This window comes from Pectobacterium sp. S5 (genome assembly GCF_051707265.1).
Classification (GTDB): Bacteria; Pseudomonadota; Gammaproteobacteria; order Enterobacterales; family Enterobacteriaceae; genus Pectobacterium; species Pectobacterium polare.
Genome location: NZ_JAULSZ010000001.1, coordinates 401,164 through 414,346, shown reverse-complemented (window position 1 = coordinate 414,346; position 13,183 = coordinate 401,164). Strand labels below are relative to the sequence as shown.

The following is a 13,183-nucleotide window of genomic DNA, read 5'->3' as shown; positions in this document are numbered from 1 at the left end:
CGCTCACTCTTCTCCGGTTGTTTGGTTATCCACTTCGCTATGTCTGCTTATTCCCGCCCAGTGCTGTTATTGCTCTGCGGACTTTTGCTGCTGACGGTTTGTATTGCGGTATTAAATACCCTGGTACCACTGTGGCTGAGTTATCAATCTCTTCCTGTCTGGCAGGTTGGCCTTGTTGGGTCATCCTACTTCGGCGGCAATCTAGTTGGTACGCTATTAGCCGGTAAGTTAATCAAACTTTATGGATTTAACCGTAGCTATTATTTCGCGGCTTTATTATTTGGTATCGCGATTGTTGGTCTCGGTATTTCTGGGGATATCGGCAGTTGGTTATTCTGGCGCTTCCTTGCCGGTATCGGCTGTGCATTAATCTGGGTCGTGGTTGAAAGCGCTTTATTATGTAGCGGAACACCGACGCAGAGAGGGCAACTGCTGGCTGCTTATATGATCGCTTATTATCTCGGTAGCGTGATTGGACAGCTTCTGCTTGGCGTATTGCCAGCTGCGTTGTTGGGCGTGCTGCCGTGGATGGTTGCGCTAGTGACTTTGGCCGTATTACCACTGCTGTTTACTCGTCTTCCTACACCGCCAGAGCAGCAAGAAAAGCATATCAATATGTGGAAAATGCTGACGTATCGCAGTGCCCGTTTAGGCGTTCACGGCTGTATTATTTCCGGCGCGATTTTAGGATCGCTGTATGGCCTGATGCCGCTGTACCTCTCTCATCAGGGGATGAATGATGCGCAGGTTGGATACTGGATGGCGCTGCTGATCAGCTCTGGGATTATCGGTCAATGGCCTGTCGGACGTATGGCCGATCGTTATGGCCGATTGCTGGTTCTGCGGGTATTAGTCTTTGTGGTGATTATTGGCTGTATTGCCATGCTAAGTATTAGCCACTATGCCATGGCACCATCGCTGTTCCTGCTGGGATGTGCAGGGTTTACGCTGTATCCCGTTGCTATGTCTTGGGCATGTGAAAAAGTGCGCCCTGACGAACTGGTCGCGATGAATCAGGCGCTGCTCCTCAGCTATACGCTTGGCAGTCTTTGCGGACCAAGCGTTGCTGCGGTATTGATGCAGAGCTACTCAGATCGATTGCTGTTTGTTCTGATCGCTGTTGTTGCCATGATCTACCTGATGTTGTTGCTCAGAAAGGCCGATCACCACCCAACGCCATTAGCTGCTGCTTGAGCTAGCGGCATCAAGGCTGGCAAGCGAACTTTGTCCAGCTTCTACCATATTATTCCACAGCGCTTCAGCTACTGGGCTAAGGCGCTGTTTCGCGTTTCGCACCAGATAAAATATGCTTGTTAGCATGAGTTTTTCCGGTGAAATTGCTGTGAGCTGCCCATTTTCAACCCATTTGGCGGCATAGTGATCGGGAAGGAAACCAACATGTGTGCCAGCCAGTAAGAGCAGTAAACTGCCTTCTACGTTCCAGGCAGTATTTTGCAAACCTTTCTTTGCTACTGGGCCTAACTGTTTACTAATTTCATGCAATGCATGACCGCCAATAAGCAATCTGTTTGGGTTAAGTGTTCCGTCACGCCATTCTTTTTCTATTCTTGCCGCATTTTCCGATGTGGAATAAAAATAGCTTTTTTCAACAAAAACAGGCTGGAAATAGATGTCTGGTGGGACATCGTCCGGTAAGACGCTCAGAATAATGTCGATATGCCCATTTTTCAAACGCTCCATCAGCGGTGTGTAATCACCGATTTCCAGCTCGACGGCAACGTCAGGGCTTTGGGCATACAGTTTCCCAATCGCGTTGGAGATAACTTTAGCAGGGTGAGTGACGGTGTTATCCAAACAGCCAACACGAGCTTCACCAATGAGCTGATGCTTGATCCTTGCTAACCGATTTGCAAAGTCGTCCAGCGTGGCGATAACCGATTTGGCTTCCTGATAGACCACTTCGCCTTCCGTCGTGAGAGCGAACCCTCCACGTCCTCGTTCACACAGGACTAGCCCGAGTGTATCCTCAAGGCGAGACAGATAGTGACTCAACACGGGCTGGCTTAAGCCTGTTGCGACTTGCGCGTTAGTAATTCCTTGTTTTTCAACAATTTTACAAAAAAGCTTTAACCAGCGAATCTCCAGTTTATCTAAGCGCATAGCATGTCCTTCGCATACATTACATATCTGAATGTTAACATCAAAATATATCTGTATTAATCGATATGAAACCCATTTATCTTGTTGTTACGCCACATCACTGATGTGGTCGCCACAAAAAATCGTGGTTTTATGCGTCACATCAGGGTCTCTCATAAAGCATAATGGTGTTGTTAGCTTGCTGACGGCACCATTGTTCTATACGCCGTCAGGCAACCTCTATAAAATATCACAATGATACAATAATTATTTGCTGCTTATTTAATGGAGGGGTTATGTCTCAAGGGAATGCTGTACCTGAAAAAGAACAACAGGGGCGGCAAATTTATGATTACGAATACGAACGTGTTCCTGCTGAAGCTAGAAAAAGCTGGTATGTTATCGCTTTAATATGGCTGGCAATGGGAATTGACATTTCAGGCCTATTTCTTGGCGCTTTCTTAAGCGGTGGGTTACCTTTTTCTCAGGCCGTTAGTGCCACGCTTATCGGCTCTGCCTTTCTAGGTGTGTTGGCAGCATTATGTGCTAACGTCGGTTATGGATGCGGATTATCAACAACGCTACTCAGTATCTCCGTGTTTGGGCGGTTTGGTGGAAAGATAATCGGTATTTTCTCTGCTATATCATTGATTGGCTGGTTTGCTTTTCAACTCGACTTTTTTGGCGTAATGCTGCAAAAAGCATTGCTACATTATCAATTAGAACCTGGACGTTTCCCTATTTTGGTTTTCGGTATGGTGCTGATGACCTCTACCGCTATTTGGGGTGTCAGGGCATTGGGCAAACTGAGTATATTCAGCGTGCCATTAATGCTGATATTGATAATTACAGGTTTAGTTTTGGCCGCAAGTAATCATCCCGAAATACCGATTCCGATAATTAAAACGCCAATTAGCATGGGAAGTGCTATCTCTTACGTTGTTTCTATCTGGATTGTATCTGCCGTGATGTCACCGGATATTGCCCGCTATGCCAAAACACGCAAAGACGCGCTTCTCGGCGCTGGTTTAGGGTTCTTTTTAGGCAATAGCTCAACGATATTAGTTGCACTCATTTTGACTCATCTGGTTGGTACAGAGGATCTCGTCGAAGTGTTCTTTGGTATCGGTTTGGGTATGTCTGCCATTGTGGTACTTATTTTTGCGCAATGGACGACAAATAGTACCAATCTGGTCTCTGCATCACTGGGGCTATCTGTTGTTATTCGAACGCTATCTCGGCCAGTATTGGTTGTGCTAATGGCTATTGCCGGTTTGCTGTTAGCCTACAACGGTATGATTAATAATTTTACTCAATTCTTGTCACTGCTCGGTGTACTGATTTCTCCTATCGCAGGTGTCTATCTCGTCGAATATTATTTTATTAAGTCCTCACGTTTGCAGAAAAATGTATCAGAGGCATCATTCTTGAATGTGGCGGCGGCTATATCTTGGTCACTTGGTAGTATTGTGAGCCTGTTGACCTCCCCTGATTTTTTCGATTTATTTACGATAAGCTCGATCTCTGCCCTGGATGGCGTAATTGTCAGTATGGCGATGTATATCGGCATACATAAAATTTTTCCTCAATTGGCAGATTGAACGTGTTACGCAGATAACACGAGATCTTGGGTAGGGTATGTCTCGTTATATTAATGCACAAATAATTGATGATATAGCACTAGGGGCCGCTGTTCTCGGTACAGGAGGCGGCGGCGATCCGTATGTAGGTTCTTTAATGGCAAAACACGCATTAAAAAATGCGGATAAGATTCCTATATTCGGGTTAGATGAAATTAAAGATGACGATATATTTGTTCCTTGCAGCATGATCGGTGCAACGACGGTTGTTGTAGAAAAGATCATGTCAGCGAGTCAATTCGTGCGGGCATTTGACGCGATGGAAAAAGCGCTTGAGCGACCTATTGCGGCGACCTTTCCTATCGAAGTCGGCGGTATTAATTCGCTAATGCCGTTTGTCGTTGCGGCTGCAAAAGGGTTACCTGTTATTGACTGTGACGCGATGGGGAGAGCCTTCCCTGAAGCCCAGATGGTGACCTTTTTTCTCGATGGTTTATCCTCTGCGCCAAATACGTTAGCGGATGAAAAGGGAAACACCGTTACCTTAAATCCCATTGACGGTATGTGGTCTGAACGTTTAGCCAGGATGATTTCGGAACAAATGGGGGCCGCCTGCGCGATGTGCGATTACCCCTTACTCGGTAGTCAGCTTAAGCGTAGCGCCATCAAAGGGACGCTGACGCTGGCGCAGGATATCGGAAAAACGCTGCGAGAGTCTCACCAGTCAGGTAGTCATCCAGTGCAGTCCCTGCTTACTGTGCTGAATGGTCATATCGTGGCATCTGGAAAGATTGTTGATGTAGCACGGCGCACAACGGGCGGTTTTGCTCGGGGCAAAGTAGTGCTGGATGGTATGGGAAACGACAAAGGCGAATCGTTTACGGTGCTTTTCCAGAATGAGCTCCTGCTGGCTTATCGTTCGTCACAGACGGCTGAACCTACGCAGGATAATCTGCTGGCCGTTGTGCCTGATTTAATCTCCATAGTAGATAGTGAAACCGGACGTCCGATCATCACGGAACATTTACGTTATGGGCAGCGAGTTGATGTGATTGCCTATCCGTGCAATGACAAGTGGCGAACGCCAAAAGGGATTGACGTTGCGGGACCGGAGTATTTCGGTTATCCGGTGCAGTATGTACCGATAGAACTGCTTGCGAATCGCTGAGGCTTTCCCGATGTTACATAAAAATGATTACCGACTCGGGATTGATGTCGGCGGCACCAACACGGATGCGGCAATTTTAGATGCTAACCTGCGCTGCGTCGCGACGGCCAAATTTCCTACCAGCCTGGATATCTATAGCGGCATCGAACGGGTGATTGCTCAGGTATTGGCGCAGTCTGGCATCGCGCCACAGCATATTCGCTATGCGATGTTGGGCACAACCCAATGTACCAATGCGATTGTTGAGCGAAAAGGGCTGGATCGCGTCGGATTATTGCGCCTGAGTCTGCCAAGTAGCGATAGCGTCCCGCCGCTGTGTGGCTGGGATGATGAGTGGCAAAGGACATTAGGCGAGCATTTCTACCAGATTCATGGTGGCTATGAATTCGATGGCCGAGAAATTCACTCTGTACTGCGGGATGAAGTGCTCGCGATTTGTGACAAGATGCGCGGGCATGTCGATAGCGTGGCTATCTGTGGCGTGTTTTCTCCCGTAAATAATGAGCAGGAACTGCTGGTTGCCCAGTGGGTGAATGCGGCATTACCGGATGTCTCTCTGTCGTTATCCCACCGGATAGGCAGCACAGGATTACTGGAAAGGGAAAACGCGACGATACTGAATGCATCGTTGCAAAGTACCGCGAACCGTTTTGTTAACGGCTTTACGCAAGCGTTAGTTCGGCACGGTATCAAGGCTACACCATTCTTCGGGCAAAACGATGGCACATTGATGTCCGAGAACATGGTGAAGCAATATCCCATTCTGACGATGGCCTGTGGGCCAACGAACTCGATTCGCGGAGCGTGCCACCTTTCCGGGCTGGATAATGCGTTGATTATCGATGTTGGCGGCACGACAACGGATATTGGTGTGTTGGTGAATGGCTTCCCGCGTGAATCGGCAATTGCCGTTGAAGTCGGGGATGTACGGACGAATTTTAGAATGCCGGATATTATTTCTATCGGCATTGGCGGTGGAACCTGCGTTCGGCAGTCTGAGGATGGAAAACTTACCCTTGGGCCGGATAGCGTCGGCTATCGCCTGCTTGAACAGGGCGTCAGCTTTGGCGGGGAGACGTTAACGCTCAGCGATATCATGCTGCAACTTCATCGTGAACGATGGATTACTGCTCTTCCCCATCCACTGCCCGAACTAGATAACGCACTTTGCCAGCAGGCTTATCATCAGATGATTGAGAAAGTGGAAAGCGCTATCGATCGGATTAAATCGTCAAGCGCAGCAATCCCCGCGGTGCTTGTGGGCGGTGGTAGCATTTTACTGCCTGACGTTTTATCTGGCGTCAGTCAGGTCATGCGTCCGCAGAACTTTGATGCGGCTAATGCGGTTGGTGTTGCGCTAGGGGCGGTGGGCGCACAGATCGAACGCGTGGTTAAAATGCCGGATAGCGATCGTGAAAAGATAAAAAACGAATTGCAGCAGCAAACCATTTGTCTTGCAGAAGAGATGGGAGCCAGGCCGGGCAGCGTTGAAATCATCGACTATCAGGAAATTCCATTGGCTTATCTGCCGGGGAATGCGGTACAGGTGAAAATCAAGGCAGCAGGAAATCTGGCTTAGCGCAGCGTATTAACATTGCAGAGATGGTTTACCCGCCAAAATGAAAATAGCGCGCCATGAGCGCGCTATTTTTCTAGAAAATGTCAGAAGTTAGTACATGACCTTGTGACCGTAGCTTTCAAGAATCGATTTAACGCGATCCATCGTATCGGCCTTCGGCGGTTTAACGCCGTCTAATTTGTACTCTTCACCCATCGCAATCCACTTGTGTTTGCCAAGCTCATGGTAGGGGAGAAGCTCAATTTTCTCGATGTTCGTCATGTCTTTGGTGAATTCGCCCAGCTTGTGTGCGGACGCATCATCGTCAGACCAGCCGGGAACGACCACATAACGTATCCAGGTACGTTGGTTGCGCTTTGCTAAATAGCGAGCGAAATCCAGAGTACGGTGATTGGATACGCCCACTAAATTCTGGTGTATGTCGTCATTCATTTGCTTCAGGTCGAGCATCACTAAATCGCTGACGTCCAATAGCTCGTCAATGACGGGGTCGTAACGACGCACAAAACCATTGGTGTCCAGACAGGTGTTGATGCCTTCTGCCTTACAGGCACGGAACCAGTCGCGCACAAATTCGGCCTGGAGAATGGCCTCGCCGCCGGATGCCGTTACGCCGCCGCCGGATGCATTCATAAAGTGGCGATAGGTCACGACTTCTTTCATAAGCTCTTCAACCGTCACTTCCTTACCGCCGTGTGTATCCCAGGTATCACGGTTATGGCAATACAGGCAGCGCATCAGGCAGCCTTGAAAGAAGATGATGAAACGGATGCCTGGGCCATCGACGGTGCCACAGGATTCAAAGGAGTGGATGCGACCGATAAGTGACATTGCGAGGTTTTCTCCAAATTTGACCGAACAATAGCGGTCTTTATGAGCGCAGTCATAAGAAGGCAGATGATGCTCTGACAAGAATTTCTGACAGAAGAACACCGTGTGACAGATGCTGCGTCGAATCTGTTTTGCGAGCCATCCACATGAAGGGAACAACATAGCGGGCTGGCAAAACAGGCTAACAATCTGAACGACAAGCGAGGGTGAGAAAAAGGCCCCACTGACGTGGAGCCTTTATTTTACGCCTTTTCAGACAGTCATGGAAATTACATTGACTGGGTGAAAGTACGGGTGATGACGTCTTGTTGCTGTTCTTTCGTCAGTGAGTTGAAACGCACTGCGTAGCCAGATACACGGATAGTCAACTGCGGATATTTCTCCGGGTTTTCCATCGCATCAAGCAGCATTTCACGGTTCATGACGTTAACGTTCAGGTGCTGACCGCCTTCGATGCTGGCTTCGTGGTGGAAATAACCATCCATCAGGCCAGCAAGGTTAGCTTTACGCACGTTGTCGTCTTTACCTAACGCATTAGGTACGATGGAGAAGGTATAAGAAATACCATCTTTCGCGTAAGCAAACGGCAGTTTGGCAACAGAAGTCAGAGAAGCAACCGCGCCTTTCTGGTCACGACCGTGCATTGGGTTAGCACCTGGTCCGAACGGAGCACCTGCGCGGCGGCCGTCTGGCGTGTTACCCGTTTTCTTACCATATACCACGTTAGAGGTGATGGTCAGAACAGACTGCGTTGGTGTTGCGCCACGGTAGGTATTCAGTTTCTGAATTTTCTTCATGAAACGTTCAACCAGGTCACAAGCCAGTTCATCTACGCGAGCATCGTTGTTACCGAATTGCGGATATTCGCCTTCGATATCAAAGTCGATAGCCAAGCCATCTTCATCACGAATAGGTTTAACTTTGGCATACTTGATGGCAGACAGGGAGTCAGCAGCAACAGACAGACCCGCGATACCACACGCCATAGTACGGAACACGTCACGATCGTGCAGTGCCATCAGCGCCGCTTCGTAGCTGTATTTGTCATGCATGTAGTGGATGATGTTCAGGGAGGTGACGTATTGTTTAGCCAGCCAATCCATGAAGTGGTCCATACGCTCCATCACTTCGTCGAAGTTCAGAACGTCGCCTTTGATCGGTTCTGATTTCGGACCGACCTGCATTTTCAGTTTTTCGTCCACGCCGCCGTTGATCGCATACAGCATGGTTTTCGCTAGGTTTGCGCGAGCACCGAAGAACTGCATTTGTTTGCCAACGATCATTGGGCTTACGCAACAAGCAATAGCGTAGTCATCGTTGTTAAAGTCAGGACGCATCAGATCGTCATTCTCGTATTGCAGAGAAGAAGTATCGATGGAGACTTTAGCCGCATAGTTTTTAAAGCTTTGTGGCAGTTTTTCAGACCACAGAATGGTCATGTTTGGCTCTGGAGACGGCCCCATGGTGTACAGGGTGTTCAGGAAGCGGAAGCTGGTTTTGCTCACCAGTGTACGACCATCCAGACCCATACCAGCCAGAGATTCGGTTGCCCAGATTGGGTCACCAGAGAACAGCTCATCATACTCAGGCGTACGCAGGAAACGCACCATACGCAGTTTCATGACCAGGTGGTCAATCATTTCCTGAGCTTCATCTTCAGTGATTTTGCCTGCTGCCAGATCGCGCTCAAGGTAGATATCCAGGAAGGTAGAGACACGTCCAAAGGACATTGCCGCACCATTCTGTGATTTCACCGCAGCCAGGTAGCCGAAGTAAGTCCACTGCACGGCTTCCTGAGCTGTCGCTGCTGGGCCAGAAATGTCACAGCCATATTTAGCGGCCATTTCTTTAATTTGGCTCAGCGCATGATGCTGATCGGCAATTTCTTCACGCAGACGGATTGTTGCTTCCAGATCTTCGCCGTTTTCCAGTTTGGATTGCAGAGAAGTGAACTGAGCAAACTTGTCTTTCATCAGGTAGTCGATACCGTACAGCGCAACGCGACGGTAGTCACCGATGATACGGCCACGGCCGTAGGCATCTGGCAGACCTGTCAGAACGCCTGATTTACGACAACGCAGGATGTCTGGGGTATAAACATCAAACACGCCCTGGTTGTGCGTTTTGCGGTATTCGGTAAAGATTTTTTTCAGTTGAGGATCCAGTTCACGACCGTAAACTTTGCATGAACCTTCAACCATTTTGATGCCGCCGAACGGAATTAACGCACGTTTCAGCGGAGCGTCAGTCTGCAGACCAACGATTTTTTCCAGACCTTTGTTGATGTATCCCGCGTCGTGAGACGTGATAGTTGCAGCAACATTGGTATCAAAATCAACAGGCGCGTGAGTACGGTTTTCCTGTTTGATGCCTTCCATGACGCTGTCCCACAGCGCTGAGGTCGCTTTGGTTGCGCCAGCCAGGAAAGACTCATCACCTTCATACGGCGTGTAGTTTTTCTGGATAAAGTCACGAACATTGACGTTATCCTGCCATTCACCTTTGCTAAAGCCTTGCCATGCATTGGCCAATTTTTCATTCAGCTCGGTCATTTTACACCTACCTTTGATATGGATTTCTTAAAACCCGACGTTGCGGCCGATTGCACCTTAGTGGTGCTTGTCTCCACCGCGCAAATAAATTACCCAATATGTCAAACCGACCATTACGCCGCCGCCGATGATGTTCCCTAGGGTGACGGGAATCAGGTTATCGGTAATGAAGTGGCTAACGGTTAAATGTTCAAACTGAGACGGCACCATGCCAATGGCATTCCAGAATTCTGGGGCCGCAAAATTTTTGATAACGATGCCCATAGGAATCATGAACATGTTGGCGATACTGTGCTCAAAGCCGCTGGAAACGAACATGGCGACAGGCAGAATCATGGCAAACATTTTGTCTGTAAGCGTACGGCCGGAATAGCTCATCCACACGGCCAGACAAACTAGCAGGTTGGCTAGAATCCCCAGACACAGCGCTTCAACAAACGTGTGTTCAAGTTTGTGTTCAGCTGTTTGCAGGACATTAAGCCCCCACGCACCGTTTGCGACCATATGCTCTCCCGAGAACCAGATAAGCCCAACGAAGAAAAGTGCGCCAATCAGGTTGCCGACATAGACATTTGCCCAGTTACAGGCTAGTTGCTTCCAGGTAATACGTCCACTGGCTTTGGCAATCACGATGAGAACGGTTGAGGTAAACAAGTCCGCACCGCAAACGACCACCAACATGAGGCCAAGGGAGAAACAGATACCACCGATCAATTTCGCGATACCGAAAGGCATCGTCGCGGTTCCCGTGGTGGCCGTAATATAAAAGACGAAGGCGATCGAAATAAACACACCCGCTGTGATCGCTAAATAAAACGTCGTACACGGTTGTTTGGTAGCTTTATAGACTCCGGCGTCTTCAGCAACTTTTGCCATCGCGGCCGGGAGTAATAGAGTAAAGGGGTTGTCAGCTTTCACACTAACTCTCTCTTAAAAATTATCAGCGTTGAGATACTAACAAAGCAGTATACGGTAAAATTTGACGTGGATCATATTGCAAGAAATTAACAGGTTGGTGGGGAGGGTGGAATACCGAGGTTTTATGGTTAATTTATTGAATTTTATAATGAAAAAATATTTTAAATTTTACAAAAAGAGTTGAATGGCATACGTTAAACCTACCGATTTAGCGTTAATAAAAATCATGTTTTGTAGAATTTCAGTACCACCTTGTCGATGTAATTTAATTAAAAATTCACCATTCAATAACAATGTTCTGATTATGCATTACGAATAATAAATATTGCCCTTTGGACAATAAAATAGCCCTTTAAGATAAAGGGCTATTTGTCGGTTGCTATTTGTACTCGAACGCACTCATCAATATAAGATGCGTACTGACGGCATCACTCTGGCATTATTTTGCTTGCCAATAACGACGTTTCGCCTGTTGCAGTTTTTCATAGGCGGCCAGCAGCGATTGGTGTGCAGGTAAAGAAGCAAAGGTGTCATCCACGGCAAACAGACCATAGAAGCACGCTTCGCCAGCGACTGCGGCACTGGCGGCATCGACCGTCTCACTGCCGTACATTTTGGTAAAGGCATCGTAGTATTCTGCCGGATCGCGTTCAGGCTCTTGCGCCAGTAACAGCAGCGTTTGCAGGCAACGGTAGTAGTTGCTGCGCTGTGCCGTAAAGACTGAGTCGTTGAAATCCTGCGTCCACTCTGTCCAGGTCAGCGCCTGATCCAGATCGCCGCCAGCCAGAGCCAGCATGGCTTTCAATTCGCCAACGCGCAGAGTGAGCCAACCATTATCTTTGCCAGTGGCAATACCAAGCAGCTCGCGTATGCGGGTGAAGTCATCCAGCCCTTCGTCGTCCAACTGCTGCAACAGGGCAAGATAGTCTTCTTGTTCCCACTTACTGTCAGGCAGCGCCAGCAGCGTGTCACGCAGGTGAGCACCCATGCTGTTATTGGCTAACAACAGATCGTCGGCAGGGTAGATGTCCGACATTCCCGGCACGATGATGCGACAGGCATAAACGGCCAGATGCTCATAGTCAGCAATGTAGACTTCTTTATCTTCCTGCTTGAAGATCGCCATCAATGTAGCGAATTCTTCTTCCGTTGATCCTTTAAAGCTCCAGTCGGCAAATTCATAATCCGCTGTTTTCTTGAACGTATCCCAGGAGATTAGGCCGCTGGAATCGATAAAGTGGGTTTCCAGATTGGCGTGCTCGGCCACTTCTTCATCATCGAACGTCGGTGGGGTGAACACGTCCAGATCTTTCAGGCCGCGACCTTGCAGCAGTTCGGTAACGGTACGCTCCAGCGCCACGCCGAAGTCAGGGTGTGCGCCGAAGGAGGCAAAACAGGTGCCGTTAGCGGGGTTAAACAGCACCACGCAGATAACCGGATATTTCCCGCCCAGTGAGGCATCGTAAGAGAAAATTGGGAAACCTTCTTTTTCCAGCGTTGCAATCGCTTCGACCACGCCTGGGTAGCGGTTCAGCACCTCTTGCGGAATTTCTGGCAGGCTGATGGATTCGGCAATGATGCGGTTCTTGATGCTGCGCTCAAACACTTCAGACAGCCCCTGAACGCGGGCCTCGTTGGCGGTGTTACCTGCGGACATCCCGTTAGAAACGTACAGGTTACCGATGATGTTCATCGGGATATAAACGGTTTGCTGATCGGACTGACGCGTAAATGGCAGCGCGCAAATGCCTCTGTCGGCATTGCCGGATTGCAGATCGATCAGATCGCTGGCGCTCAGTTCCTGCTCAGGATCGTAAAACTGGTGCAGACGGGCATCCAGAATGCCTTCCGGCAACGCATCATCCTCTGGAATTGGGAACCATTTTTCATTCGGGTAGTGAACGAAATCGCCGTTAGCGATGTTTTTGCCGAGATAGAAGTCAGCAAAGAAATAGTTGGTGGACAGACGCTCGAAATACTCGCCTAACGCAGAGGCCAGCGCCGCTTTCTTACTGGCACCTTTACCGTTAGTGAAGCAAAGCGGGCAATCGCGGTCTCGAATATGGACAGACCAGACGTTTGGCACCGGGTTCAGCCATGACGCTTCTTCGATGTTAAACCCCAGGTCCTGGAGCTGTTGTTGAAAACGGGCGATGGAATCTTCCAGGGCGGCGTCTTTGCCTGGGATAAACGTTTGAGTCATGGTGTTCACTCTTATCGAGATTAGCGGAAGCGGCATGATACGGATTTTTCTGTTCAGACTCTATTTATTCATAACCGATCGGTAACAGTGAAAAAGAACAGACTGCGTAACGTGCCGTTTTGCATAATGAAAGCGCAATAAGCGTTGCAGCCGCGATTGACGAGTGATAAAACCGATAGCAGGGTAAAAGTAGTGTGGTTATGGCGGTCGTTCCGTTATAACTACTATCTTGTAACAGCGGTATTTTTATAA

At 48.7% G+C, this 13,183-nt stretch carries 9 protein-coding genes; 4 read left to right on the top strand and 5 right to left on the bottom strand.

Translation table 11 applies throughout. From position 1 onward, the window contains the following. Nucleotides 1-39 precede the first annotated feature (39 nt). Complete coding sequence (locus QWJ20_RS01900) at nucleotides 40-1,194, top strand: MFS transporter (protein WP_249715763.1); 1,155 nt, start codon at nucleotides 40-42, stop codon at nucleotides 1,192-1,194. Here the strand turns inward: QWJ20_RS01900 and QWJ20_RS01895 are convergent. After that, nucleotides 1,180-2,121: a LysR family transcriptional regulator gene (locus tag QWJ20_RS01895; RefSeq protein WP_433991712.1), complete on the bottom strand. Its 942-nt coding sequence runs from the start codon at nucleotides 2,119-2,121 to the stop codon at nucleotides 1,180-1,182. The genes QWJ20_RS01900 and QWJ20_RS01895 overlap by 15 nt on opposite strands. A 275-nt stretch (nucleotides 2,122-2,396) precedes the next feature. Between QWJ20_RS01895 and QWJ20_RS01890 the strand changes: the two genes are divergently transcribed. From QWJ20_RS01890 to QWJ20_RS01880, 3 genes are read left to right on the top strand one after another with little or no spacing between them, the layout of a single operon-like run. After that, entirely contained in the window at nucleotides 2,397-3,701 is a 1,305-nt protein-coding gene (locus tag QWJ20_RS01890; protein WP_174876783.1) for a cytosine permease, read from the top strand. A gap of 37 nt (nucleotides 3,702-3,738) precedes the next feature. Next, the gene (locus tag QWJ20_RS01885) at nucleotides 3,739-4,848 is read left to right on the top strand and encodes a DUF917 domain-containing protein (RefSeq protein ID WP_433991711.1); all 1,110 of its coding nucleotides are present in this window, start codon (nucleotides 3,739-3,741) and stop codon (nucleotides 4,846-4,848) included. A 10-nt stretch (nucleotides 4,849-4,858) separates the two neighbouring features. Further along, nucleotides 4,859-6,427 carry a hydantoinase/oxoprolinase N-terminal domain-containing protein gene (locus QWJ20_RS01880; protein WP_433991710.1) on the top strand — a complete coding sequence of 523 codons (1,569 nt, stop codon included), beginning with the start codon at nucleotides 4,859-4,861 and terminating at the stop codon, nucleotides 6,425-6,427. 90 nt (nucleotides 6,428-6,517) lie between these two features. Here QWJ20_RS01880 and pflA read toward each other — a convergent pair whose 3' ends face one another. The 4 genes from pflA to ycaO all read right to left on the bottom strand — a co-directional run bounded on the left by pflA (nucleotide 6,518) and on the right by ycaO (nucleotide 12,931). Further along, entirely contained in the window at nucleotides 6,518-7,258 is a 741-nt protein-coding gene (gene pflA / locus QWJ20_RS01875) for a pyruvate formate lyase 1-activating protein (protein WP_010277183.1), read from the bottom strand. Nucleotides 7,259-7,527: 269 nt separating this feature from the next. Further along, a complete protein-coding gene (gene pflB / locus QWJ20_RS01870) occupies nucleotides 7,528-9,810 on the bottom strand; it encodes a formate C-acetyltransferase (protein WP_095699232.1) in 2,283 nt (760 codons plus the stop codon). 57 nt (nucleotides 9,811-9,867) lie between these two features. After that, nucleotides 9,868-10,728 (bottom strand): formate transporter FocA, encoded by an 861-nt coding sequence (gene focA / locus QWJ20_RS01865; RefSeq protein WP_039481374.1) that lies wholly within the window; start codon nucleotides 10,726-10,728, stop codon nucleotides 9,868-9,870. A gap of 439 nt (nucleotides 10,729-11,167) precedes the next feature. Further along, on the bottom strand, nucleotides 11,168-12,931 hold the full coding sequence (ycaO, locus tag QWJ20_RS01860) for a 30S ribosomal protein S12 methylthiotransferase accessory factor YcaO (RefSeq protein WP_095699233.1): 1,764 nt from the start codon (nucleotides 12,929-12,931) through the stop codon (nucleotides 11,168-11,170). Between the last annotated feature and the right edge of the window lie 252 nt (nucleotides 12,932-13,183).

Excerpts from the sequence above, each read along its gene's own strand:
- ycaO (WP_095699233.1), bottom strand. The coding sequence starts at position 12,931 with ATGACTCAAACGTTTATCCCAGGCAAAGACGCCGCCCTGGAAGATTCC.
- QWJ20_RS01885 (WP_433991711.1), top strand. The coding sequence starts at position 3,739 with ATGTCTCGTTATATTAATGCACAAATAATTGATGATATAGCACTAGGG.
- QWJ20_RS01890 (WP_174876783.1), top strand. The coding sequence starts at position 2,397 with ATGTCTCAAGGGAATGCTGTACCTGAAAAAGAACAACAGGGGCGGCAA.
- pflA (WP_010277183.1), bottom strand. The coding sequence starts at position 7,258 with ATGTCACTTATCGGTCGCATCCACTCCTTTGAATCCTGTGGCACCGTC.
- QWJ20_RS01900 (WP_249715763.1), top strand. The coding sequence starts at position 40 with ATGTCTGCTTATTCCCGCCCAGTGCTGTTATTGCTCTGCGGACTTTTG.
- QWJ20_RS01895 (WP_433991712.1), bottom strand. The coding sequence starts at position 2,121 with ATGCGCTTAGATAAACTGGAGATTCGCTGGTTAAAGCTTTTTTGTAAA.
- QWJ20_RS01880 (WP_433991710.1), top strand. The coding sequence starts at position 4,859 with ATGTTACATAAAAATGATTACCGACTCGGGATTGATGTCGGCGGCACC.
- pflB (WP_095699232.1), bottom strand. The coding sequence starts at position 9,810 with ATGACCGAGCTGAATGAAAAATTGGCCAATGCATGGCAAGGCTTTAGC.